The following is a 25,685-nucleotide window of genomic DNA, read 5'->3' as shown; positions in this document are numbered from 1 at the left end:
TGAATGGATGGTGTAAAAAGACGGGAAGCCATTTTGCTCAAACTAGAAGCAACAGAAAAACCAATGAGTGCTAGCCGTTTTGCAAAAGAGTTCAAGGTCAGTCGTCAGATAGTGGTTGGAGATGTGGCGCTCCTGCGAGCAGCTGGGTATGAAATAATTGCAACAGCCAGAGGTTATTTGCTTGAAACTGAAAAAGATAAACAAGGGATCATCAGAAAAATTGCCTGTCAGCATACACCTGATCAAACAGAAGATGAGTTATTGACGATTGTATCATTGGGTGGAGAAATCATAGATGTCGTGGTAGAACATCCAATTTATGGTGAGCTGACTGGCGGCTTGCATATCCGTACAGAACAAGAGATAAAAGAATTTATAAAGGCTTATGAAAAAAGTCGTGCATTTTTATTATCTGAGCTGACTGGAGGAATCCACCTACATACGATTCGGTGTGAAAATGAAGAAAGGCTCGAACAAATCAAGGAAGCCTTAACACAAAAGAATATTTTATATAAAGAGTCAATAAACGATTCTTTATAAACTATAGAAAAAGGAATCAAAGCTGAAAAGCCATGATTCCTTTTTTATTAATTATTTTCAGCTTCAAATTTCTCAAATGCTGATTTAATGACTTCTTTCAAAGCATTAGCAGAAGCGTTCATCCGATCCATCTCAGAATCTGTTAACGGAATTTCAATAACTTGCTTGATTCCTTGACGATTGATCACAGCAGGTGCGCCAATAAAGATATCATTTTGTCCGTATTCACCATCCAAGTAAACAGATAGTGGGAAGACGGAATCTTCATCATCTAAAATCGCTTTGGTAATTCGAGCTAAGGCAGCAGCGATTCCGTAGAATGTTGCACCTTTTTTCTCGATGATTGAATAAGCTGCATCTCTTACATTGAAGAATAAGTTGACCATCGCTTCTTCATCAACATCGGGGTTATTTTTAACCCATTCATAAATTTGTAAGCCAGCAACATTAGCATGAGACCACACTGGAAATTCAGTGTCGCCGTGTTCTCCCAAAATATAAGCATGAACATTACGGGCATCCACATCAACTAATTCTGCGATTGCTTGACGAAAACGAGCAGAATCTAATGAAGTTCCAGAGCCAATAACGCGTTCCTTTGGAAATCCTGAAAATTTCCATGTAGAATAAGTTAAAATATCAACTGGATTAGCCGCGACTAAGAAAATACCATTAAAACCAGAATCAACGATAGCGGTAACGATTTGTTTGTTAATTTTCAAGTTTTTGTGAACCAAATCAATTCTAGTTTCACCAGGTTTTTGAGCAGCACCGGCTGTTAATACGACAAGATCAGCATCGTGACAGTCATCATACGTAGCTGCATAAATCTTTTTAGGTGAAGTAAAAGCTAGCGCATGAGATAGGTCAGCAGCATCTCCTTCGGTTTTCTTTGTATCTATATCAATAATACCAACTTCTTGGGCAATATTTTGAGTAACTAAGGCAAAAGCATAACTAGATCCGACAGCGCCATCTCCAACTAAAATAACTTTTTGGTGGTCTTTATTTCCAACTGCTGCAGTCATGTGTATCATTCCTTTCAGTTAATTGTTTTATCACAATGATAATACCATCGTTTGTGAGATTTGTCACGTTTTTTGTTTTATATATTGATACAGTTTTCGGAGGTGTTTCATAAGAAAACTCTTTCATGTGCGGTATTTCACTATTTGTGATTTAAGCAATTTTTTTCCTTTTGAAACGATTAATTGAAGCTTACAGTTTTTTTAAGAATTTAAATAAGTCGGCACTTGCTTGTTTTATGGTATAATTATAAAAAAACTGGGCAAGGGATTCTCCTGCCCAGATATTTTGTGTTGGAGAATGAATAAATGGTGGTAAAAGAGCACCTCTTACTTAAGGAGACTATAAATAGATGAAAATGATCGTTGGATTAGGCAATCCAGGAAGCAAATACCAAGAGACAAAACATAATATCGGTTTTATCACTGTAGATGAAATCGCTCATCGTTATAATGCAACATTCAAGAAAAGTCAATTTGAAGCGGATATCGCTGAATTTTTTATAGGAACAGAAAAAATCATGTTGGTCAAACCACTTACATTTATGAATGAGTCTGGACGTTCAGTGGGACCATTAATGACATATTATGGGGTAGAAGACTCAGAACTGATTGTTATTTATGATGATCTAGATTTAGAAATTGGCAAGATTCGTTTACGTGGGAAAGGGAGCGCTGGCGGGCATAATGGCATGAAGAGCTTGATAGCGCACTTAGGAACAAATGTATTTCCAAGAATCAAGATAGGTATTGGCCGACCAGTTGGCAGTAATACGGTTGTTCATCATGTGTTGACTGGTTTCCCTAAAGAAAAACATGAAGAGATTTTACTAGCAGTGAAAAGTGCTGCAGATGCTGCAATATATGCTTGTGAAGGGCATACATTTGTTGACGCGATGAATCAATTTAATGGGAAGTAAACAAATTAGAAAGTATAAAAGGAGGCCCCTGTTGTGAACATCATTGAACGAATTGGTGCAAGTGAACTAGCCCAAAATTGGCAAAAACAACTAACAGGAAATACACGGCAGTTGATCACAGGGTTAGCCGGATCTGCTAAAACACTGGTCATGACTAGTGGCTATAAAGAAAAAAACAAAAAAATCGTCGTGGCTGTCCCAAATCTTTATTATGGAAACCAGTTAGTTGAAGATTTTCGCAATATTTTATCAGATGAAGAAGTTTATCTCTTTCCTGTTGATGAAGTGCTATCTGCAGAAATGGCTTTTTCTTCGCCAGAAGCGAGAGCTGAAAGAGTAGCAACACTTAATTTTCTTTTGACCGATCAAGCAGGAATCATTGTAGTTCCTGTAGCAGGGCTGAGAAAATATTTACCAAGCAAACAAACATGGCAACAAGCGCAGCTTTACTGGGAGATTGGCGGAGAAATTGAACCAGATACTTTAGCACAGCAATTAGTTTTAATGGGATACGAACGGCAGTCATTAGTTGGCAAGCCCGGTGATTTTAGTATTCGTGGAAGTATCGTCGATGTATATCCGTTAAATGCTGAATATCCAGTCAGAGCAGAATTATTTGATATTGAAATTGATTCACTACGTTATTTTGAAGCTGACACCCAACGTTCTGTCGGTGCTATTGAATCTGTGACGCTTTCGCCAATGACGGATCTCGTTTTTTCCAAAGAAGATTTGATTTATGGTGAAAAGCAATTAACTAAGGCGCTAGCTAAAAGAATGGCAGTTGCTAAAGATGCAACCGAAAAAGAGTTTCTTCAAGATTACTTTGGCCAGTTATCGACGTCGTGGAGTCAAGGAATCCCTACCGATACAGCTCATTACTACACAGATTTTCTATATGAAACAAAAACGACTTTACTTGATTATTTGACTAAGGATAGTTTAGTTTTTATTGACGATTATGCGCGTATTTTAGAAGCTGAGCGTGAAATTATTCGTGAAGAAAATGAGTGGCAAGTTCTCAAATTAGAAGAAATGCGAGTCTTTCCAGAGCAAACATTCGGCTTGGAATTCCATGAACAAGTACGGAAAATGATATTCGCAACAACATTTTTTTCATTATTCCAAAAAGGAATGGGGAATCTCCGTTTTCAAGCAGTGCATAATTTTCAGTATCGTTCAATGCAGCAGTTTTTCGGTCAAATGCCATTATTAAAAACGGAAATGGATCGCTGGCAAAAACAAGACCAGACAGTTGTGGTTTTTGTACCCACGAAAGAACGCAGTCAAAAAGTTGAAGAGTTGTTTCGTGATTTTGATATTTCAAGTGTGACAGCTTCTGCTGATAATTTAATAGAAGGAAAAATTCAAATTGTCGAAGGTTCATTGCAGTCTGGCTTTGAATTACCAGCCGAAAAAATCGTTGCGATCACAGAAAAAGAAATTTTTCATACTACAACGAAAAAAAGAGCAAGACGTCAAACTGTTTCCAATGCAGAACGATTAAAAAGTTATAGCGATCTGAAAAATGGAGATTACGTTGTTCATGCAAATCACGGAATCGGTAAATATATTGGTATGCAGACCCTAGAAGTTGACGGTGTTCATCAAGATTACATTACGATTTTATATCAAAACGACGATAAGTTATTTATTCCTGTTACTCAGCTGAACTTAATTCAGAAATTCGTAGCGTCTGAGGCAAAATCACCTAAAGTCAATAAATTAGGCGGCAGTGAATGGAGTAAAACTAAGCGTAAAGTGTCTTCTAAAATTGAAGATATTGCGGACGACTTGATTCAACTCTATGCTTCAAGAGAATCAGAACAAGGCTACGCTTTTCCGCCAGATGATGCATATCAAAAGGAATTTGAAGATGCCTTTCCCTATAGTGAAACAGATGATCAGTTACGAAGTACAGCTGAGATCAAACATGATATGGAAAAAACACGACCAATGGATCGCTTATTAGTCGGTGATGTAGGCTATGGAAAAACAGAAGTCGCTTTGCGCGCTGCGTTTAAAGCAATCAATAACAATAAACAAGTCGCTTTTTTAGTTCCTACTACTATTTTAGCTCAGCAACATTATGAAACAATGCTAGATCGTTTCGAGGGTTTCCCTGTAGAAGTAGGCCTATTGAGCCGGTTTAGAACGAAAAAACAACAAAGTGAAACCATCGAAAAAATCAAACATGGTCAAGTAGACATTGTAGTAGGCACTCATCGGTTACTTTCTCAAGATGTGAATTTTAGTGATTTAGGTTTATTAGTAATTGATGAAGAACAACGTTTTGGTGTGAAACATAAAGAACGTTTGAAACAACTTCGTGCACAGGTCGATGTCTTAACGTTAACAGCAACGCCAATTCCAAGAACGTTGCATATGTCAATGCTTGGAGTCCGTGATCTTTCGGTTATTGAGACACCGCCAGAAAATCGTTATCCAATCCAAACATACGTTATGGAAAACAATCCAGGGGCTATTAGAGAAGCAATCGAAAGAGAGATGGCTCGGGATGGTCAAGTTTTTTATCTCTATAATCGGGTGGACACGATCGAACAAAAAGTTGAAGAAATCCAAGCTTTGGTTCCAGATGCTAGAATTGCATACGCCCATGGTCAGATGACTGAAGTTCAATTAGAAAATACCTTATTTGACTTTATTGAACGGCAATATGATGTCTTAGTTACAACAACAATCATTGAAACGGGTGTAGATATTCCAAATGCAAATACCTTATTTGTGGAAAATGCTGATTATATGGGATTGTCGACTTTGTATCAATTACGTGGTCGGGTTGGCCGAAGTAATCGTGTTGCGTATGCTTATTTTATGTATGAACAGCAAAAGATTTTGAATGAAGTTAGTGAAAAGCGTTTAGAAGCAATCAAAGACTTCACTGAGTTAGGATCAGGTTTTAAAATTGCCATGAGAGATTTGTCGATTCGTGGAGCAGGAAACTTATTAGGTGCCCAACAGCATGGGTTTATCGATTCGGTTGGATTTGATATGTACTCGCAAATGCTCTCAGAAGCCGTTGCCCGCAAACAAGGGAAAAATATTCAAGATCAAAAAACATCTGTTGAGATCGACTTGGGTATTGATGCATACTTACCAACAAGCTATATTTCAGACGAACGCCAAAAAATTGAGATTTATAAACGAATTCGTCAGTTAGAAAACATGGACATGTATGATGAACTAGAAGCAGATCTACTTGATCGATTTGGTGAATACCCAGATGAAGTGGCTCATTTATTGACGACGGGTCAAATCAAAATGGACGGTGATCGTGCGTTACTGGAAACAATCCGTAAAAGACAACAAGAAATCACATTTACTTTAAGTAAAATCGGTACAAAAACGTATAGCGTAGAGCAACTATTTGAGGCACTGTCTCAGACTCAACTAAAAGCAGACCTTGCTGTAGAGAATGAAAAAATGTCAGTTCGTTTAAAAATACCCAAAGATATGAAAGAAGCTGCTTGGCTACAAGAAGTAGCATCATTTACTACGGCTTTAAGACAGGAAAAGTATAAAACGACAGTTGTTGAGGAAGAGTGAAGTGAAAACACCTCAATCGATTTTTCTGTCAGAGCTGAGTAAGCTCATTCAGCTTTTGGACTTATCTAGATTCATGGGCTAGCCTTTTTGGAAAAAGATGAACATAGAGTGGGGTGAAAAGCACCTCAATCGATTTTTCGCTATTTTTCAGTCGAGGTTATCAAGCCCGTTACGCTTTTAAACTTATCTAGCTTCACAGGCTAACTCTTTGGGAAAAAGATAAAAATTGACTGTGACAAAAAGCGTCACAGTCAATTTATCCTATTTTCCAGTCAGAGCTGAATGAGCCTGTTACGCTTTTAAAATAGGAGGTCAACCAATGGCACACAAAGAAATGCGGTCAATGATGCAAGGTGCAGCTATTTTAACTGTCGCATCATTTATTGCTAAAGTGCTAAGTGCAGTCTATCGGGTGCCTTTTCAAAACTTGGTTGGTGATGAAGGATTCTATGTTTACCAGCAAGTTTATCCAATATATGGTATTGCGATGACCTTAGCGTTATCAGGATTGCCACAGTTTATTTCAAAAATAGTAGCAGAACAACTTGATATTAGTGGACAAAAGAAAGTGTTACAACAACTCTTTCCCTTTGTCTTTATGATTGCAGGGGTGTGTTGGGCGTTTTTCTTTTTTGGGAGTCATGAAATTGCCTTTATGATGGGGGACTATCGATTAGCTTCTTTGATTCAAGTCGTTTCTTTTACATTCATATTAGTTCCTATACTATCTTTTTACCGTGGGAATTTTCAAGGGCACTTGCTGATGATACCTAGTGCGGTTTCTCAAGTAATGGAACAGATTGTTCGCGTTGGCGTGATTTTGATTGCGGCGTATTCTTTCAGCCGATTTGGGTGGTCTGTCTATCAAACAGGAACGATTGCTATGGGCGGTGCTTTATTGGGTGGTATTGTTGCTGCGGGAATTCTTTGGTATTACGATCGGAAAATCCGCGTAGGAAGTTCAGCGTATCTTACTCAGTGGAAAGTTGAAAAAGGTTCGGGAAAATTATTTGGTCGTTTAGTAGTAGAAGGCGGGATTGTATCTTTATATAGCGCATTTTTGATCCTCTTTCAATTGATCGATTCTTTCTTTGTTAAGAATTCCTTAGTTGCAGCAGGGATCAGCGATTCAGCAGCAAAAATCGATAAGGGAATCTATGACCGTGGTCAGCCTTTAGTTCAATTAGGTTTAGTTGTTGCATTGGCATTAAGTTCAAGTTTTCTGCCTGCATTGACGAAATATTTTATAGGCAAAGAAAAAGGCCGCTTCTTGCAAGCTGCTAAGGTCTTTTTACGCTTGACGACAACAATTGCTGCAGCTGCTTCAATCGGTCTAGCGTTGCTATTGCCATATATCAATTTTGCTTTATTTAAAGATTATAAAGGAAATGGTGTCTTAGGTGTTTATGTTTGTTCAATTGCTTTTATGGCGGTTATCCAAGCTTACCAAAGTATTTTTCAAAGTCGAAATCAATTTTTTACATCAATGTTTTCAGCTGGAATCGGTTTATTGATTAAGCTTTTTTTGACAAGTTTTTTGACATACAACTGGGGAACACTTGGTGCAAGTGTTTCAACGGTTGCAGGTTTACTGGCTACTTTGCTTTTGTTGATCCTTTTTTCGAAAAAAGAAATCAATTGTTACATTATAGAAAATCATTTCTTTAAGAAACTAATTCTTAGTTTAGGAACGATGGGAATTGTGTTACTCTGTTATCAAGGTGTTATTGCGCTTTTATTAGGCGTCGTTGAACATCGTGGGCAAGCATTAGTTATTGCAATTGTTGGTGTATTGATTGGGGCTGCAACATTTATATTTACTATTATTAAAATACAGTTATTTACAATTCGGGAATGGCTGACATTACCGTATGGAGCTAAAATATTAAGAATGAAGAGGTAAAATACATGCGTTTAGATAAGTTTTTAAAAGTTTCACGTATCATAAAAAGAAGACCTGTAGCAAAAGAAGTTGCAGATAAAGGCCGTATCCAAATCAACGGTATTTTAGCAAAGTCATCTAGTAATGTAAAAATTGGGGATCAGATCAAAATTCAATTTGGAAATAAAATTCTAGAAATCGAAGTACTTGAGCTTCGCGATTCAACGAAAAAAGAAGATGCAGAAAAGATGTATCAGATTATTTCGGAGAAAAGAGTCGAAAATAGTGACAATTTAGATTAGACAAGCTTCTTAGATGTTGGTATAATAAGACAGACAAACCAAAAAACGAGTGGAGCGGAAAACATGGGCAAAAAGAAAAAAGACATGGAAAAAGTTGCTGCGTTAGATAACGAGTATACGAAAGAACAGTATGCCGAATTTCAGAAACAGCAAAAGCAGTTGATTTTCAGGCGCCGACGTCTGGCAGTTGTTTTTCTCGTGGCGTTTGTGATTTTTATTGTTTCGGGGATCCAGTTAGTGAAAGACTATCAGCAGTTGAACGCCTTTAAAGTACAACAAGCTGAAGCTGTAGCTGAATCAGCAGAAGCAGATAAGAAGCTAAATCGTTTAGAACAAGATGTTTCTCTTTTAAGAGATGACGCTTATGTGGCTAAGTTGGCGCGTAGTCGTTACTATTTCTCTAAAGAAGGCGAACAAATCTATACCATTCCAGAGTTAGGCGGAACGACTAGCTCCGGTAATGAGCAGAAATCATCAGAAGGAAGTCAATCACAGTCTGATTCAACTGAGAAATCATCAGGCGAATGACTGCAGATATAATAGGGTAAATAATAGGAGGAACATTTTTTTTATGTCAATTGAAGTAGGAGCGAAGTTGCCAGGAAAAGTGTCTGGTATCACTAATTTTGGTGCCTTTATCGATTTAGGTGAAGGAAAAACAGGGTTGGTTCACATTAGTGAAGTATCAAATGGATTTGTTAAAGACATCCATGATGTATTGACTGTAGGAGATGAAGTAACAGTCAAAGTCACATCAGTCGGTGATGATGGTAAAGTCGGTTTGTCGATCCGTAAAGCACAAGAACAAGCGGCAGAACCGAAACGTGAATATCAACGTCGTGATAACAATGAGCATCAAGGGAATAGAGATCGCGGAGCTCGTCCAGCACCTAAAAAACAATTTACAAGAGCACAACCGATGAATTCAAAACAAGATTTTGATTCATTGATGAGTTCATTTTTAAAAGATAGTGATGATCGTTTAACTTCGTTAAAACGTAATACTGAAGGTAAACGTGGTGGACGCGGCGGACGTCGTAACTAACCAACGAATAAATAATTGAAGCTGAGCGAAAGCTCGGCTTTTATGTTTGGTGCCATTTTTTATGAGAATCTTTAAACTAAGGTACAAAGAGGTGAGTAGATGTTTCAAACATTTTACGATCATTGTAAAAGAAATGACTATTGGCTGCCAAACCAAAAAGTTTTATTGGCCATTTCCGGTGGCGTCGATTCAATGGTATTGTTGGAGTTGATGCAGACTGCGGCTAAAAGAGATAATTTAAAATTAATAGTAGCCCATATCGATCATCGATTACGTGCAGAATCAGTAACTGAAGCAAGTTATTTGAAAAGTTATTGTGAAGAATTAGGAATACCTTATTACAGTAAAGTGTGGTCAGAAGCAGATAAATTCCAGAATACCGAAGCGCGTGCCCGCAAATTCCGTTATGATTTTTTTTCTGAAATAATGGAGCAAGATGACGTCCCTATTCTTTTGACGGCACACCACAGTGACGATCAGGCTGAAACGATTTTGATGAAACTTACAAGAGGAAGTGCCTTTTCTAATTTAGTAGGAATTAGAGACAAACAGTCATTTGGAACAGGGAGATTGATTCGTCCGTTCTTAATTTTTTCCAAAGAAGAATTGGAAAAGTTTGCTGAACAATTAGAAATTGTGTATTTTGATGATTATACTAATCAGAGTGATGCTTATATGCGAAATCGTGTGAGGCATCAAGTTATTCCACTTTTAAAAAAAGAAAACCCAAAGTTTTTGGAACATATGGCGGGTTTTAGCGAGCAGATCACCTTAGCTGATGAACTTATTCAGTCAGTTCTAGAGCCGAAATATAATCGATGGGTGGAAAAAACAACAGAAGGCTGGAGAATTCAATTATCTGAGTTGAAACAAGAAGAAAGAAGCGTACAAACCTTTTTCTTGATGAACCTATTTCAGCGAACAATAATACCAGAAGGCGTAGCAATCAGTCAGTTGCAGATTAAACAATTACTAAATATGATTGATCAATCAACTCCTCAGCTATCCATGGATATTGCGCAAGGTTGGCAAGTTGTTAAAGAATATAATCAGTTTCATTTGAAAAAAAGACAATCATCTTATGAGGCAAAAACCTTTTATTTAGATGTAAATGACCATGTTTTTCTTTCTGATAATGAATGGTTGGGTCTAGAAAAAGTACAAGAGAATCTTGAACTGCCAGAAACAGTAAGAGATTGGTCAGAGTTTTCTTTGCTTGTAAGTGGACAGATGACGTTGCCATTAACGATTCGTCATCGTCAAAATGGAGATAGAATTTTGCTTACCCCCAGCTTGAACAAGAGGTTAAATCGTTTTTTTATTGATGGGAAAATACCTAATTCAATTAGGGAACAAGCGTGGGTTGTTCTTTCTGCGGAAGACGAGATTATTTGGGTTCCAAGAATTGTAAATTCATATTTGAGTATTCCTAAAGAAACTGATAAAATACTCTACAGGCTCCTTTATAAAATAAAAGAGTAAAGAGCAAAAATTACTTTTATTCAAAGAAGCAAAATAACATAAAATAATAACTAAAAACCTCAAAGGAGAAGGAGAGCCGTTGCTCTTGCGAATTTATTCGCATAGAAGCAAGGGACATCGGACCTTAAAGGAAAAAGGAGAGCAATATGTTAGAGAACGATATTAAACAAGTTTTGATCACGAAAGAACAAATTCTTGAAAAATCAGTTGAACTTGGAAAACAACTAACAGAAGATTATAAGGATAAAAATCCTTTAGTGATCGGCATTTTGAAAGGTGCAGTACCGTTCATGGCGGATATCACACGTTGCATTGATACTCATTTAGAAATGGATTTTATGGCTGTGTCTAGTTATGGAAATGCAACAGTATCATCGGGTGAAGTGAAGATCATTAAAGATTTGGATACAAATGTTGAAGGACGTGATATCTTGATCGTAGAAGATATCATCGATAGCGGGCGCACGTTGGCTTATCTCGTTGATCTTTTTAAATACAGAAAAGCAGCTTCTGTGAAAATTGTCACGTTGTTAGATAAACCAGAAGGTCGTGTAGTTGATATTGTTGCAGACTATGTTGGTTTCGATGTACCAAATGAATTCGTTGTAGGATACGGTTTAGACTACGCAGAAGCTTACCGAAATCTTCCTTATGTAGGTGTATTGAAGCCTGAAATCTACGAATCAAATTAATATCTCTCTTGGATTTAGTTATGTTACAATGGAATGGTCAGAATTGATAAAAAATAAACCGTAAAATTAAATTACGCGCAGTAATCAAAGGAGGACAGGCATGAATAAAAAGAATAACGGCATGAAAAATGGCCTTTATTATGTATTACTGATTTTGGCGATGGTCATGGTTGTTTATTTCATCTTTGGAAATAACAATCCCCAGTCACCAGATATCGAATACTCAACCTTCAGCACTCAGTTAGAAGAAGGTAAAGTGAAAGAACTGACAATCCAACCAACTAATGGTGTGTATAAAATCACAGGTCAGTATAAAGAAAAACAAGAAATCAAAAACACTGGTGGTCTTTCTTTATGGGGGTCAACAGAAGTTTCTACAAAAGCATTTACCACGATTGTCTTGCCTAGTGATATTACATTATCAGGTATCCAAGATATGGCCAAAGACAATAATGTCAAACTTACAGTGAAAGAACAATCATCAAGCGGTGCTTGGCTTTCTATCTTATTTAGTTTCTTACCGATCGTATTGTTCATCTTCTTATTCTATATGATGATGGGACAACAAGGCGGCGGTGGCGGCGGTGGCGGTCGTGTTATGAACTTTGGCAAATCAAAAGCCAAAGAAGCAGACAAAAAAGCAAACCGTGTACGCTTCTCTGATGTAGCAGGAGCCGAAGAAGAAAAACAAGAACTAGTAGAAGTGGTTGAGTTCTTAAAAGATCCTCGCCGATTTGTTGAGTTAGGTGCTCGTATTCCAGCTGGTGTTCTGTTAGAGGGACCTCCAGGGACTGGTAAAACATTACTTGCTAAAGCCGTTGCCGGTGAAGCAGGCGTGCCGTTCTACTCTATCTCAGGTTCAGACTTTGTTGAGATGTTTGTCGGTGTCGGTGCAAGCCGTGTCCGTGATCTATTTGAAACAGCGAAGAAAAATGCACCAGCAATCATCTTCATCGATGAGATCGATGCAGTTGGTCGTCAACGTGGTGCTGGTATGGGTGGCGGACACGATGAACGTGAACAAACCTTAAACCAATTGCTTGTTGAAATGGATGGGTTTGATGGGAACGAAGGCGTTATCGTCGTGGCTGCAACAAACCGTTCAGATGTGTTAGATCCAGCGTTATTACGTCCAGGCCGTTTTGACCGTCAAATTTTAGTTGGTCGTCCTGATGTAAAAGGTCGTGAAGCGATCCTTAAAGTTCATGCTCGTAACAAACCGTTGGCTGACGATGTTGATTTAAAAGTCGTAGCACAACAAACACCAGGTTTTGCTGGTGCTGATTTAGAAAACGTATTGAACGAAGCGGCGCTAGTTGCTGCTCGTCGTAATAAAAAGAAAATCGATGCATCCGATGTGGATGAAGCAGAAGATCGCGTAATTGCAGGACCTGCGAAAAAAGATCGTGTCATCAACAAAAAAGAACGCGAAATGGTTGCTTACCATGAAGCTGGACATACAATTGTTGGGTTAGTATTAAGCCGTGCTCGTATCGTTCATAAAGTAACGATTATCCCTCGTGGACGTGCTGGTGGTTACATGATCGCTTTACCAAAAGAAGATCAATTCTTAATGACTAAAGAAGACATGTTTGAACAAATCGTCGGATTACTTGGTGGACGTACAGCGGAAGAAATTATTTTCGATGTTCAATCAACAGGTGCATCTAATGACTTTGAACAAGCAACGGGCATTGCTCGTAGCATGGTAACAGAATATGGAATGAGCGACAAATTAGGTCCTGTTCAATACGAAGGAAACCACCAAGTCTTCGTTGGACGTGACTATGGTCAAACAAAAGCTTATTCAGAACAAGTTGCTTTTGAAATCGATCAAGAAGTACGTCGTATCTTGATGGAAGCGCACGATAAGGCACGTGAAATCATCGAGTCACACCGTGCACAACACAAACTGATTGCTGAAAAACTATTAGAGTACGAAACATTGGATGCTCGCAGTATCAAGTCATTGTTCGAAGAAGGCGTTATGCCTCAAGACGTTATTGATAGCCAATTCCCTAGTGAAAAAGCACAAACGTTTGAAGAAGCAAAACGTGCATTAGAAGAAAAAGATGCGCAAAGACAAGCTGAAGAAAAACAAGACTTTGAAGAAGCAAAAAAAGAACTACATGACGAAGCGGAAGAAGTAAAAGCGGATAGCGAAAAAACAGAAGAAAAAGTTCAATCAGAAGTTAAATCTGATGATGAACGCAAAAATGATTCTGAATATGACCGTAATAACTTTGACGATCGTTACAAATAGAAATATGAAATCTCTGTTAAACTCATTTAGTGGGTTTGACAGAGATTTTTTTACTAGTTGCGTGCGCAACGCAAAGCATTGCTGTATTTTAGGAGGAGTAAAGACTAAATTTAAAGGAGAGAGTAAAGTGACTTTAGGCGAAATGATGCGTGAGAAAAGAATTGAGCGAGGGTTGACCCAACAACAGTTGGCTGACAGAGTGTATGTCACGCGCCAAACAATCTCAAAGTGGGAACTGGGAAAAAGTCAGCCGGACCAGATCTCATTGCGTTTAGTAGAAAATGTCCTGCAGTTTGAGTGGTATCACATCACAGAGGAGGAAGAAAAGGGGGAGAGAAATATGTATCATATGAAAAAAGGATTTAGTATAATTTTAAGTCTAATATTTTTCGGTATTCTATTTTTACCATTGCGTATAATTTGGATCACGGTCAGGAAAAATTGGAAGACCCCAGTGGTGCAATATATCGGGATTCCATTAGCTAGTTGCTTGTATTCCATCTATATGTACTCACTGACAGTCAAAGCCTTTTATGTAGTATTGGTTTGTACGGTCGTATTATATTTGGGTTTAAGAGCATACTTTCCTACGTATCAAACGGGCGATAAATAAAAAATACGGTTCGTTGTCGATTGTCTATTACTCTGAAAAAAGTAAGCTGTACCTACTAATTCTAAATACTAGGTGCAACTTGCTTTTTTCACTAACTTAAAATTATTTAGTTGAAAAAATAGCTAAATCCTAGTATTATCTGATAATGAGTCAGAAAAAGTAGCAAGCGAGAAGAGGAAAATAAAAATGGAAGATTACTTAGTCAAAGCATTATGTTATGAAGGATCGATTCGCGCTTATGCAGTTTGCGCAACCAATACAATATCAGAAGCACAAAAACGACATGACACATGGAGTTCATCAACTGCAGCATTAGGTAGAACGATGGTTGGTGCGTTATTATTAGGTGCTACATTAAAAGGTGATGACAAACTAACTGTAAAAGTCCAAGGTAATGGACCGGCAGGAGGGATTGTGGTTGATAGTGACGGTAGTGGTAATACTAAAGGATACATAAAAAATCCTCATGTCAGTTTAACATTGAATGAAAGTGGAAAAATCGATGTTCGCGGCGCTGTTGGAACTGACGGGATTTTTACTGTAATCAAAGATTTAGGCTTGAAAGAAACTTTTTCAGGACAAACTCCAATCGTTTCTGGTGAAATCGGTGAAGACTTTACCTATTTTATGGCAGTCTCAGAACAAATTCCATCAGCAATCGGTTTGAGCGTTTTAGTTGATACAGATGAAAGTGTCAAAGCTGCGGGTGGATTCATGATCCAAGTGATGCCAGGAGCAGATGAAAAAACGATTGACTTTATCGAACAACGTTTACAGGAAGTACCGATGATTTCTCGTTTGATCGATGAAGGAGAATCGCCAGAAGGGATTTTAGAGCGTTTGCTGGGTAAAGATGAAATTGAAATTCTAGAAAAAATGCCAGTTCAATTTAAGTGTAACTGCTCTAAAGAAAAATTTGGTACAGCGATCATCGCTGTTGGATTAGACGAAATCAATGCGATGATCGATGAAGATCATGGTGCAGAAGCGGTTTGTCAATTTTGTGGAAACAAATACCAGTACAGTGAAGATGATCTAATTGAGCCGCGAGATGAAGCAATCAAAAATACGCGTGAAAAATAGGAGAGGTGCGTTATGTGGAAAATAGGCAATATTGAAATTCCGAATCGCGTTGTAGTAGCGCCGATGGCTGGTATTAGTAATGCCGCTTTTCGTATGACTGTTAAAGAATTTGGTGCAGGACTGGTCGTCTGTGAAATGATCAGTGACAAAGGAATTCAGCAAAGAAACAAAAAAACGTTAGATATGCTTTATATAGATGATCGAGAATATCCATTAAGTGTGCAAATTTTTGGTGGCGATAAAGAGACCCTAGTTGAAGCGGCAAAATTTGTAGAAGAAAACACTAAAGCGGCAATCATCGATATCAATATGGGGTGTCCAGTCAATAAAGTCATTAAAGCAGAAGCAGGAGCTAAATGGCTTTTAGATCCGAATAAAGTATATGAAATGGTCGATGCTGTTTCTTCTGCTATAGATTTGCCGGTCACGGTAAAAATGAGAACTGGTTGGGATGAAGAGCACTTGTTCGCTGTTGAAAATGCGTTGGCTGCTGAAAAAGCAGGAGCCTCAGCAATTGCTATGCATGGTCGTACTAGAGTTCAAATGTACGAAGGACAAGCAAATTGGGATGTTTTAAAAGAAGTCAAACAACATTTAACGATCCCTTTCATGGGAAATGGGGATGTGCGTACACCGGAAGATGCCAAACGTATGTTGGAATATGTTGGTGCAGATGGTGTGATGATCGGTAGAGCTGCTTTAGGGAATCCCTGGATGATCCAACGTACAAAGCAGTATCTTGAGACAGGAGAATTAATCCCAGAACCAACACCAAGCGAAAAAATCGAAACAGCTAAAGTGCATCTACAACGTTTAGTTGATTTAAAAGGTGAAAAAATAGCTACTAGAGAATTCCGTCAACATGCTGCCTATTATTTAAAAGGTATTCCACGTGCTGCTAAAGTGAAGGTCGCAATCAATCAAGCAGAGACGCAACAAGCGATGATTGATTTGTTGGAAGCATTTGAAGAAAAAGCAGAAAAGCATGCAGAAAAAGAAGCAATCGAAACAATCTAATAAAAAAAGCAGGCTGAAACAGAAATTCGGCTTGCTTTTTTTTGTTTCAATGTGGCATTATAAGGGTATGTGATTTCAGAATGGAGGAAATACAGTGGCAGATGAACAACAAGCGCACCTAGAAGATCTAAACGATCAAATGCTTGTGCGTCGTGAAAAAATGGAAAATTTACGTGAAGAAGGGATCGATCCTTTCGGAAAGCGTTTTGACCGAACACATAATTCTAAAGAATTACATGAACAATTTGATCAACACTCAAAAGAAGAGTTAAATGAAATGAATTTATCAGCGAGTATTGCTGGTCGTATGATGACAAAACGTGGTAAAGGTAAAGCGGGATTTGCTCATTTACAAGATCGTGAAGGACAACTTCAAATCTACGTACGCAAAGATCAAGTTGGGGATGAAGCATATGAACTATTTAAACATGCTGATCTAGGCGATTTCTTTGGTGTAACCGGACAAATCATGAAAACTGATACAGGTGAAGTGACAGTTAAAGCAAAAACAATAGTTTTATTAACAAAAGCATTACGTCCATTACCGGATAAATATCATGGACTAACAAATATCGAACAACGTTACCGTCAACGCTATTTAGATTTGATTAGTAATAAAGATAGTTTCGATCGTTTCATGAAACGCAGCCAGATTATTAGTGAGATTCGCCGCTATCTTGATAGTAACGGCTATGTAGAAGTTGAGACGCCTGTTTTACACAATGATGCCGGCGGAGCTGCTGCACGTCCGTTTATTACGCACCACAATGCATTAGATATGGATTTATACTTGCGTATTGCCTTAGAATTGCATTTGAAACGTTTGATTGTCGGAGGTATGGAAAAAGTTTATGAAATCGGTCGGGTATTCCGCAATGAAGGGATCGATACAACACATAATCCTGAATTCACTATGCTAGAAGCATACACTGCGTATACGGATTATAAAGATGTGATGGACCTAACAGAGGGAATTATCCGTAATGCTGCGGAAAAAGTTCTAGGAACGACAACCATCACTTATGATGGACAAGAAGTTGATTTAGGATCAGAATTTAGACGTGTCCACATGGTAGATGCAATCAAAGAACAAACGGGTGTCGATTTTTGGCAGGAAATGACTGTGGAAGAGGCACGTACTTTTGCGAAAGAACATCATGTAGAAATCAATAATAATATGTCAGTTGGTCATATTTTAAATGAATTCTTTGAAACTTTCGTTGAAGAAACGCTTCAACAGCCAACGTTTGTTTATGGACATCCAGTAGAAGTATCACCTTTAGCGAAAAAAAATCCAGACGATGGTCGTTTTACCGATCGCTTCGAGCTATTTATAGTAGGAAAAGAATTTGCTAATGCATTTACGGAGTTGAATGACCCAATAGATCAACGTGAACGCTTTGAAGATCAAGAAAAAGAACGTGAACAGGGAAATGATGAAGCGCATGGTGTAGATGAAGACTTCATTGAAGCTTTAGAATATGGATTACCGCCAACCGGTGGATTAGGGATAGGTATTGACCGCCTGGTTATGCTTTTAACAGACGCCCAATCAATTCGCGATGTACTATTATTTCCAACGATGAGGTAAAACTCGAAAGAGTAGATTATTTATTGATAATCTACTCTTTTTTATTTTCTGAAAAATAGTCTAAAGAAATAACTAGATTCAGCTGTTTAAAGCTTAAAAAACGAACAATAAAGAACAAAAGTAATAAAACAATCGGTAACGAAAAAAAGTTCGAAAAAAGTGCAAATTTTAGTTGACCTAAGCCCAGAAACTTGGTATATTATATCTTGTCGCAAGGCACTGATGTAATATGCTGAGCGAAAGGAATAACATAACATTCCTAGTTCGAAAAAAACTTTTCAAATCAGTGAAATAGTTATTGACAAATAACAAACTTCTTGATAAGATGGTGAAGTTGCTGCGAAAAGCAACAACAACGGACGAAAATAAAATAACGTTTCAAGTTCTAAAAAAACTTGAAAAACTAGGGAGAAAGTTGTTGACAAATAACAATCAACCTGGTAAACTAATGAAGTTGTCGCGAAACATTCGATAACATCAAGCAGAAAAAAACTTTGAAACTTTTTTAAAAAAAGTGTTGACATCAAATCGAAGATTTGATATGATATAAAAGTTGCTGCGAGGTAACACAGTAGACCTTTGAAAACTGAACAAAGTAAGACGAACCAAATGTGTAGGTTGTTTTTACAACGGTAAAAACAAACAACAATTTTTAACAAAGCGAAGCAATATGCTAGCAAACAAATGAGCTTAACAATCTTCGGATTGTGTTCAACTTTTATTATGAGAGTTTGATCCTGGCTCAGGACGAACGCTGGCGGCGTGCCTAATACATGCAAGTCGAACGCTTCTTTTCTACCGAGTGCTTGCACTCATTTGAAAAGAGGAGTGGCGGACGGGTGAGTAACACGTGGGTAACCTACCCATCAGAGGGGGATAACACTTGGAAACAGGTGCTAATACCGCATAACAGTCGACACCGCATGGTGTTGATTTGAAAGACGCTTTCGGGTGTCACTGATGGATGGACCCGCGGTGCATTAGCTAGTTGGTGAGGTAACGGCTCACCAAGGCCATGATGCATAGCCGACCTGAGAGGGTGATCGGCCACACTGGGACTGAGACACGGCCCAGACTCCTACGGGAGGCAGCAGTAGGGAATCTTCGGCAATGGACGAAAGTCTGACCGAGCAACGCCGCGTGAGTGAAGAAGGTTTTCGGATCGTAAAACTCTGTTGTTAGAGAAGAACAAGTAGGAGAGTAACTGCTCTTACCTTGACGGTATCTAACCAGAAAGCCACGGCTAACTACGTGCCAGCAGCCGCGGTAATACGTAGGTGGCAAGCGTTGTCCGGATTTATTGGGCGTAAAGCGAGCGCAGGCGGTTTCTTAAGTCTGATGTGAAAGCCCCCGGCTCAACCGGGGAGGGTCATTGGAAACTGGGAGACTTGAGTGCAGAAGAGGAGAGTGGAATTCCATGTGTAGCGGTGAAATGCGTAGATATATGGAGGAACACCAGTGGCGAAGGCGACTCTCTGGTCTGTAACTGACGCTGAGGCTCGAAAGCGTGGGGAGCAAACAGGATTAGATACCCTGGTAGTCCACGCCGTAAACGATGAGTGCTAAGTGTTGGAGGGTTTCCGCCCTTCAGTGCTGCAGCTAACGCATTAAGCACTCCGCCTGGGGAGTACGACCGCAAGGTTGAAACTCAAAGGAATTGACGGGGGCCCGCACAAGCGGTGGAGCATGTGGTTTAATTCGAAGCAACGCGAAGAACCTTACCAGGTCTTGACATCCTTTGACCACTCTAGAGATAGAGCTTCCCCTTCGGGGGCAAAGTGACAGGTGGTGCATGGTTGTCGTCAGCTCGTGTCGTGAGATGTTGGGTTAAGTCCCGCAACGAGCGCAACCCTTATTGTTAGTTGCCATCATTCAGTTGGGCACTCTAGCGAGACTGCCGGTGACAAACCGGAGGAAGGTGGGGATGACGTCAAATCATCATGCCCCTTATGACCTGGGCTACACACGTGCTACAATGGGAAGTACAACGAGTCGCTAGGCCGCGAGGTCATGCAAATCTCTTAAAGCTTCTCTCAGTTCGGATTGTAGGCTGCAACTCGCCTACATGAAGCCGGAATCGCTAGTAATCGCGGATCAGCACGCCGCGGTGAATACGTTCCCGGGCCTTGTACACACCGCCCGTCACACCACGAAAGTTTGTAACACCCGAAGTCGGTGAGGTAACCCTTGTGGAGCCAGCCGCCTAAGGTGGGATAGATGATTGGGGTGAAGTCGTAACAAGGTAGCCGTATCGGAAGGTGCGGCTGGATCACCTCCTTTCTAAGGAATATTACGGAAACTTACACATTCGTCGATACTTTGTTCAGTTTTGAGAGGTTTACTCTTATAAATAGAAAAGATCATTTGATTTTTTTCTTATTATATGTTTCTCTCAAACGAATTGTTCATTGAAAACTGGATATTGAAGTAAAAAAAGTAATCAAAACAAACCGAGAACACCGCGTTGAAGAGTTAATTAACTGTTCGAAGCTTATTTTATTGGTGACGCCTCTATCGCTAGAGAAACGAACCAAACAAACTGACCGTAAGGTCATAAGGTTAAGTGAATAAGGGCGCACGGTGGATGCCTTGGCATTAGGAGCCGATGAAGGACGGGACTAACACCGATATGCTTTGGGGAGCTGTAAGTGAGCTATGATCCAGAGATTTCCGAATGGGGAAACCCAACATCTTTTATAGGATGTTACTATTCAGTGAATACATAGCTGGATAGAGGTAGACGCAGAGAACTGAAACATCTTAGTACCTGCAGGAAGAGAAAGAAAATTCGATTCCCTGAGTAGCGGCGAGCGAAACGGGAAGAGCCCAAACCAACAAGCTTGCTTGTTGGGGTTGTAGGACTCCGTTGTGGTAGTCTGTCAAGATAGTCGAAGAACCTGGAAAGGTTCGCCAAAGTGGGTAATAGCCCCGTAGACGAAATGTTGGCAACACCTAGGAGGATCCTGAGTACGGCGGAACACGAGAAATTCCGTCGGAATCCGCGGGGACCATCCCGCAAGGCTAAATACTCCCTAATGACCGATAGTGAACCAGTACCGTGAGGGAAAGGTGAAAAGCACCCCGGAAGGGGAGTGAAATAGATCCTGAAACCGTGTGCCTACAACAAGTCAAAGCCCGTTAATGGGTAATGGCGTGCCTTTTGTAGAATGAACCGGCGAGTTACGATTGCATGCGAGGTTAAGGTGAAGAGCCGGAGCCGCAGCGAAAGCGAGTCTGAATAGGGCGAATGAGTATGTAGTCGTAGACCCGAAACCATGTGATCTACCCATGGCCAGGTTGAAGGTGTGGTAAAACGCACTGGAGGACCGAACCCACGTACGTTGAAAAGTGCGGGGATGAGCTGTGGGTAGCGGAGAAATTCCAAACGAACTTGGAGATAGCTGGTTCTCTCCGAAATAGCTTTAGGGCTAGCGTCGAAGTTAAGAATGATGGAGGTAGAGCACTGTTTGGACTAGGGGCCCATCTCGGGTTACCGAATTCAGATAAACTCCGAATGCCATTCATTCATATTCGGCAGTCAGACTGCGAGTGATAAGATCCGTAGTCGAAAGGGAAACAGCCCAGACCACCAGCTAAGGTCCCAAAATATATGTTAAGTGGAAAAGGATGTGGGGTTGCACAGACAACTAGGATGTTGGCTCAGAAGCAGCCATCATTTAAAGAGTGCGTAATAGCTCACTAGTCGAGTGACCCTGCGCCGAAAATGTACCGGGGCTAAACATATTACCGAAGCTGTGGATCACACCTCTGGTGTGATGGTAGGAGAGCGTTCTAAGGGCGTTGAAGGTCGATCGTGAGGACGGCTGGAGCGCTTAGAAGTGAGAATGCCGGTATGAGTAGCGAAAGACGGGTGAGAATCCCGTCCACCGTATGACTAAGGTTTCCTGGGGAAGGCTCGTCCGCCCAGGGTTAGTCGGGACCTAAGCCGAGGCCGATAGGCGTAGGCGATGGACAACAGGTTGATATTCCTGTACCAGTTGTTTTTGTTTGAGCAATGGAGGGACGCAGGAGGCTAAGGAATGCATGCGACTGGAAGTGCATGTCCAAGCAGTAAGTCTTGAGTAGAGTCAAATGCTTTACTCTATACGGACAAGCTGTGATGGGGAGGGAAATAATAGTACCGAAGTTCCTGATGTCACACTGTCAAGAAAAGCTTCTAGTGAGAAAACAACTGCCCGTACCGTAAACCGACACAGGTAGTCGAGGAGAGTATCCTAAGGTGAGCGAGCGAACTCTCGTTAAGGAACTCGGCAAAATGACCCCGTAACTTCGGGAGAAGGGGTGCTGACTTCGGTCAGCCGCAGTGAATAGGCCCAAGCGACTGTTTATCAAAAACACAGGTCTCTGCAAAATCGAAAGATGAAGTATAGGGGCTGACGCCTGCCCGGTGCTGGAAGGTTAAGAGGATGGGTTAGCTTCGGCGAAGCTCAGAATTGAAGCCCCAGTAAACGGCGGCCGTAACTATAACGGTCCTAAGGTAGCGAAATTCCTTGTCGGGTAAGTTCCGACCCGCACGAAAGGCGTAACGATTTGGGCACTGTCTCAACGAGAGACTCGGTGAAATTTTAGTACCTGTGAAGATGCAGGTTACCCGCGACAGGACGGAAAGACCCCATGGAGCTTTACTGTAGCTTGATATTGAGTGTTTGTACCACATGTACAGGATAGGTAGGAGCCGATGAACCCGGAACGCTAGTTTCGGTGGAGGCGCTGGTGGGATACTACCCTTGTGTTATGAACCCTCTAACCCGCACCACTTATCGTGGTGGGAGACAGTGTCAGGTGGGCAGTTTGACTGGGGCGGTCGCCTCCTAAAGAGTAACGGAGGCGCCCAAAGGTTCCCTCAGAATGGTTGGAAATCATTCGCAGAGTGTAAAGGCAGAAGGGAGCTTGACTGCGAGACTTACAAGTCGAGCAGGGACGAAAGTCGGGCTTAGTGATCCGGTGGTTCCGCATGGAAGGGCCATCGCTCAACGGATAAAAGCTACCCTGGGGATAACAGGCTTATCTCCCCCAAGAGTCCACATCGACGGGGAGGTTTGGCACCTCGATGTCGGCTCGTCGCATCCTGGGGCTGTAGTCGGTCCCAAGGGTTGGGCTGTTCGCCCATTAAAGCGGCACGCGAGCTGGGTTCAGAACGTCGTGAGACAGTTCGGTCCCTATCCGTCGCGGGCGTTGGAAATTTGAGAGGAGCTGTCCTTAGTACGAGAGGACCGGGATGGACTTACCGCTGGTGTACCAGTTGTTCTGCCAAGGGCATTGCTGGGTAGCTATGTAGGGAAGGGATAAACGCTGAAAGCATCTAAGTGTGAAGCCCACCTCAAGATGAGATTTCCCATTTCTTTAAGAAAGTAAGACCCCTCAGAGATGATGAGGTAGATAGGTTGGAAGTGGAAGTGCAGTGATGTACGGAGCGGACCAATACTAATCGGTCGAGGACTTAACCAAAGAAACGAAATAAAAAAGTTTTTCGGACTGTTTGATTACCTTACTTCAATCCAGTTTTGAGTGAATAATCACTCAATTGAATAGCAACAACACCCAGTGTGGTGGCGATAGCGAGAAGGATACACCTGTTCCCATGCCGAACACAGAAGTTAAGCTTCTTAGCGCCGATTGTAGTGAAGGGTTTCCCTTTGTGAGAGTAGGACGTCGCCACGCTAAAGTGTTGTCTTGGAGGTTTAGCTCAGCTGGGAGAGCACCTGCCTTACAAGCAGGGGGTCGGCGGTTCGATCCCGTCAACCTCCATTTTTTGAGCCGTTAGCTCAGTTGGTAGAGCATCTGACTTTTAATCAGAGGGTCGCAGGTTCGAGCCCTGCACGGCTCATAGGAATATTTTGCGGGTGTGGCGGAATTGGCAGACGCACTAGATTTAGGATCTAGCGCCTTACGGCGTGGGGGTTCAAGTCCCTTCACCCGCATTTTTAGTCTCGTTTTCAAAACTAGGCGATGATAACGCCGGCTTAGCTCAGTTGGTAGAGCATCTGATTTGTAATCAGAGGGTCGAGGGTTCAAATCCTTTAGCCGGCATCCAGACTGCGGAAATAGCTCAGTGGTAGAGCACCACCTTGCCAAGGTGGGGGTCGCGGGTTCGAACCCCGTTTTCCGCTTAGCTTGTTCTTTCGCCGGGGTGGCGGAACTGGCAGACGCACAGGACTTAAAATCCTGCGGTGAGTGATCACCGTACCGGTTCGATTCCGGTCCTCGGCATAGAAATGTAGCACCCATAGCTCAACTGGATAGAGTGCTTGACTACGAATCAAGAGGTTAGGGGTTCGACTCCCTTTGGGTGCATTTGTAAATACGGGAAGTAGCTCAGCTTGGTAGAGCACTTGGTTTGGGACCAAGGGGTCGCAGGTTCGAATCCTGTCTTCCCGATTTATTTTGTGGGGCCTTAGCTCAGATGGGAGAGCGCCTGCTTTGCACGCAGGAGGTCAGCGGTTCGATCCCGCTAGGCTCCATTAGTACTTTATTATTTTCGCGGTGTAGCTCAGCTGGCTAGAGCGTCCGGTTCATACCCGGGAGGTCGGGGGTTCGATCCCCTTCGCCGCGATTCCTTTTTAAGAGCCAAGGACCTTTAGCTCAGTTGGTTAGAGCAGACGGCTCATAACCGTCCGGTCGTAGGTTCGAGTCCTACAAGGTCCATTGTAGTGACATTTTGCTGATGTACTATTATATTTCGGAGGATTACCCAAGTCCGGCTGAAGGGAACGGTCTTGAAAACCGTCAGGCGGGTAAAACCGTGCAAGGGTTCGAATCCCTTATCCTCCTTACAAAGTTCCTGCAAAGGAACAATGTTACTTTTTTCTATAAGATGACTTATAGATATTATCGCGGGGTGGAGCAGTCAGGTAGCTCGTCGGGCTCATAACCCGAAGGTCGTAGGTTCAAATCCTGCCCCCGCAATTGTTTTTGAAAATTATTTTAAAAACGAAAGTAATACAAGTGATGCAATACATTTATTATTGGTTTGGTAGTTCAGCTGGTTAGAATGCCTGCCTGTCACGCAGGAGGTCGCGGGTTCGAGTCCCGTCCAGACCGTTTTAAAAGTTTTGCGGGTGTAGTTTAGTGGTAAAACCACAGCCTTCCAAGCTGTTGTCGCGAGTTCGATTCTCGTCACCCGCTTTATGGGCCTATAGCTCAGCTGGTTAGAGCGCACGCCTGATAAGCGTGAGGTCGATGGTTCGAGTCCATTTAGGCCCATTTTTTAAATTTATTTTCTTGGGGAAGTACTCAAGTGGCTGAAGAGGCGCCCCTGCTAAGGGTGTAGGTCGGGAAACCGGCGCGAGGGTTCAAATCCCTCCTTCTCCGTTTCATAGCGGCCCGTTGGTCAAGCGGTTAAGACACCGCCCTTTCACGGCGGTATCACGGGTTCGATTCCCGTACGGGTCATGTTTCTAATATTTATACCGGAGGATTACCCAAGTCCGGCTGAAGGGAACGGTCTTGAAAACCGTCAGGCGGGTAAAACCGTGCAAGGGTTCGAATCCCTTATCCTCCTTACAAAGTTCCTGCAAAGGAACAATGTTACTTTTTTCTATAAGATGACTTGTAGATATTATCGCGGGGTGGAGCAGTCAGGTAGCTCGTCGGGCTCATAACCCGAAGGTCGTAGGTTCAAATCCTGCCCCCGCAATTACTT

The 25,685-nt window shown here is 41.2% G+C and carries 15 protein-coding genes, 20 tRNA genes and 3 rRNA genes; 37 read left to right on the top strand and 1 reads right to left on the bottom strand.

All coding sequences use genetic code 11. The features are described 5' to 3' along the window. Nucleotides 1-3: 3 nt before the first annotated feature. Complete coding sequence (locus tag AC4BB5_RS15750) at nt 4-540, top strand: transcription repressor NadR (protein ID WP_490457013.1); 537 nt, start codon at nt 4-6, stop codon at nt 538-540. 47 nt (nt 541-587) lie between these two features. On the opposite strand, the gene AC4BB5_RS15745 is transcribed toward AC4BB5_RS15750, so the two are convergent. After that, a complete protein-coding gene (locus tag AC4BB5_RS15745) occupies nt 588-1,568 on the bottom strand; it encodes an L-lactate dehydrogenase (protein ID WP_490457012.1) in 981 nt (326 codons plus the stop codon). Nucleotides 1,569-1,918: 350 nt separating this feature from the next. On the opposite strand from AC4BB5_RS15745, the gene pth reads away from it, so the two are divergent. The 36 genes from pth (at nt 1,919) to AC4BB5_RS15565 (ending at nt 25,679) form a co-directional block, all read left to right on the top strand. Then, entirely contained in the window at nt 1,919-2,485 is a 567-nt protein-coding gene (pth, locus tag AC4BB5_RS15740; RefSeq protein WP_490457011.1) for an aminoacyl-tRNA hydrolase, read from the top strand. 33 nt (nt 2,486-2,518) lie between these two features. Then, on the top strand, nt 2,519-6,052 hold the full coding sequence (mfd, locus tag AC4BB5_RS15735) for a transcription-repair coupling factor (RefSeq protein ID WP_490457010.1): 3,534 nt from the start codon (nt 2,519-2,521) through the stop codon (nt 6,050-6,052). A 319-nt stretch (nt 6,053-6,371) separates the two neighbouring features. After that, nucleotides 6,372-7,955: a putative polysaccharide biosynthesis protein gene (locus tag AC4BB5_RS15730; RefSeq protein WP_490457009.1), complete on the top strand. Its 1,584-nt coding sequence runs from the start codon at nt 6,372-6,374 to the stop codon at nt 7,953-7,955. A 5-nt stretch (nt 7,956-7,960) separates the two neighbouring features. Next, nucleotides 7,961-8,236 (top strand): RNA-binding S4 domain-containing protein, encoded by a 276-nt coding sequence (locus AC4BB5_RS15725; protein WP_088270005.1) that lies wholly within the window; start codon nt 7,961-7,963, stop codon nt 8,234-8,236. 63 nt (nt 8,237-8,299) lie between these two features. Next, a complete protein-coding gene (locus AC4BB5_RS15720; RefSeq protein ID WP_490457008.1) occupies nt 8,300-8,764 on the top strand; it encodes an FtsB family cell division protein in 465 nt (154 codons plus the stop codon). 43 nt (nt 8,765-8,807) lie between these two features. Further along, nucleotides 8,808-9,281, top strand: a complete 474-nt coding sequence (locus tag AC4BB5_RS15715) for a S1 domain-containing RNA-binding protein (protein WP_010762496.1) — start codon at nt 8,808-8,810, stop codon at nt 9,279-9,281. Nucleotides 9,282-9,380: 99 nt separating this feature from the next. Then, a complete protein-coding gene (tilS, locus tag AC4BB5_RS15710) occupies nt 9,381-10,763 on the top strand; it encodes a tRNA lysidine(34) synthetase TilS (RefSeq protein ID WP_490457007.1) in 1,383 nt (460 codons plus the stop codon). A gap of 146 nt (nt 10,764-10,909) precedes the next feature. After that, complete coding sequence (gene hpt / locus AC4BB5_RS15705) at nt 10,910-11,455, top strand: hypoxanthine phosphoribosyltransferase (RefSeq protein WP_490457006.1); 546 nt, start codon at nt 10,910-10,912, stop codon at nt 11,453-11,455. 100 nt (nt 11,456-11,555) lie between these two features. Beyond that, entirely contained in the window at nt 11,556-13,718 is a 2,163-nt protein-coding gene (ftsH, locus tag AC4BB5_RS15700) for an ATP-dependent zinc metalloprotease FtsH (protein WP_490457005.1), read from the top strand. Between the two features lie 127 nt (nt 13,719-13,845). Next, entirely contained in the window at nt 13,846-14,331 is a 486-nt protein-coding gene (locus AC4BB5_RS15695; RefSeq protein ID WP_490457004.1) for a helix-turn-helix transcriptional regulator, read from the top strand. Nucleotides 14,332-14,517: 186 nt separating this feature from the next. Further along, a complete protein-coding gene (gene hslO, locus AC4BB5_RS15690; protein WP_490457003.1) occupies nt 14,518-15,414 on the top strand; it encodes an Hsp33 family molecular chaperone HslO in 897 nt (298 codons plus the stop codon). Between the two features lie 12 nt (nt 15,415-15,426). Further along, entirely contained in the window at nt 15,427-16,431 is a 1,005-nt protein-coding gene (dusB, locus tag AC4BB5_RS15685) for a tRNA dihydrouridine synthase DusB (RefSeq protein ID WP_490457002.1), read from the top strand. Nucleotides 16,432-16,525: 94 nt separating this feature from the next. Continuing rightward, nucleotides 16,526-18,022, top strand: a complete 1,497-nt coding sequence (gene lysS, locus AC4BB5_RS15680) for a lysine--tRNA ligase (protein ID WP_490457001.1) — start codon at nt 16,526-16,528, stop codon at nt 18,020-18,022. A gap of 719 nt (nt 18,023-18,741) precedes the next feature. Then, a 16S ribosomal RNA gene (locus AC4BB5_RS15675) occupies nt 18,742-20,302 on the top strand. Between the two features lie 277 nt (nt 20,303-20,579). After that, a 23S ribosomal RNA gene (locus AC4BB5_RS15670) occupies nt 20,580-23,491 on the top strand. A gap of 97 nt (nt 23,492-23,588) precedes the next feature. Continuing rightward, nucleotides 23,589-23,704, top strand: a 5S ribosomal RNA gene (rrf, locus tag AC4BB5_RS15665). Together the 16S, 23S and 5S rRNA genes with 20 tRNA genes alongside form the textbook arrangement of a ribosomal RNA operon. 14 nt (nt 23,705-23,718) lie before the next feature. Next, nucleotides 23,719-23,791, top strand: a tRNA-Val gene (locus tag AC4BB5_RS15660). Nucleotides 23,792-23,797: 6 nt separating this feature from the next. Continuing rightward, nucleotides 23,798-23,870, top strand: a tRNA-Lys gene (locus AC4BB5_RS15655). A gap of 12 nt (nt 23,871-23,882) precedes the next feature. Next, a tRNA-Leu gene (locus tag AC4BB5_RS15650) sits at nt 23,883-23,964 on the top strand. A 36-nt stretch (nt 23,965-24,000) separates the two neighbouring features. Continuing rightward, nucleotides 24,001-24,073: transfer RNA gene (locus AC4BB5_RS15645), tRNA-Thr, on the top strand. 8 nt (nt 24,074-24,081) lie between these two features. After that, nucleotides 24,082-24,153: transfer RNA gene (locus AC4BB5_RS15640), tRNA-Gly, on the top strand. 14 nt (nt 24,154-24,167) lie between these two features. Further along, nucleotides 24,168-24,253, top strand: a tRNA-Leu gene (locus tag AC4BB5_RS15635). A gap of 10 nt (nt 24,254-24,263) precedes the next feature. Next, a tRNA-Arg gene (locus tag AC4BB5_RS15630) sits at nt 24,264-24,337 on the top strand. A 10-nt stretch (nt 24,338-24,347) separates the two neighbouring features. Next, nucleotides 24,348-24,421 (top strand) — tRNA-Pro (locus tag AC4BB5_RS15625). 10 nt (nt 24,422-24,431) lie between these two features. After that, nucleotides 24,432-24,504: transfer RNA gene (locus tag AC4BB5_RS15620), tRNA-Ala, on the top strand. 18 nt (nt 24,505-24,522) lie between these two features. Then, nucleotides 24,523-24,596, top strand: a tRNA-Met gene (locus AC4BB5_RS15615). Between the two features lie 18 nt (nt 24,597-24,614). Further along, a tRNA-Ile gene (locus AC4BB5_RS15610) sits at nt 24,615-24,688 on the top strand. Nucleotides 24,689-24,724: 36 nt separating this feature from the next. Beyond that, nucleotides 24,725-24,814 (top strand) — tRNA-Ser (locus tag AC4BB5_RS15605). A 61-nt stretch (nt 24,815-24,875) separates the two neighbouring features. After that, nucleotides 24,876-24,949, top strand: a tRNA-Met gene (locus tag AC4BB5_RS15600). Nucleotides 24,950-25,010: 61 nt separating this feature from the next. After that, a tRNA-Asp gene (locus AC4BB5_RS15595) sits at nt 25,011-25,084 on the top strand. 13 nt (nt 25,085-25,097) lie between these two features. Next, nucleotides 25,098-25,168 (top strand) — tRNA-Gly (locus AC4BB5_RS15590). 4 nt (nt 25,169-25,172) lie between these two features. Next, nucleotides 25,173-25,246: transfer RNA gene (locus AC4BB5_RS15585), tRNA-Ile, on the top strand. A 20-nt stretch (nt 25,247-25,266) separates the two neighbouring features. Further along, nucleotides 25,267-25,354, top strand: a tRNA-Ser gene (locus AC4BB5_RS15580). A 9-nt stretch (nt 25,355-25,363) separates the two neighbouring features. Beyond that, nucleotides 25,364-25,435 (top strand) — tRNA-Glu (locus AC4BB5_RS15575). Nucleotides 25,436-25,454: 19 nt separating this feature from the next. Next, a tRNA-Ser gene (locus tag AC4BB5_RS15570) sits at nt 25,455-25,544 on the top strand. Nucleotides 25,545-25,605: 61 nt separating this feature from the next. Then, nucleotides 25,606-25,679, top strand: a tRNA-Met gene (locus tag AC4BB5_RS15565). The last annotated feature ends 6 nt before the right edge of the window (nt 25,680-25,685 follow it).

The organism is Enterococcus sp. AMC1252 (assembly GCF_058216515.1).
The sequence above is the reverse complement of the archived record's forward strand: the minus strand, read 5'-3'. Positions and strand labels throughout refer to the sequence as shown.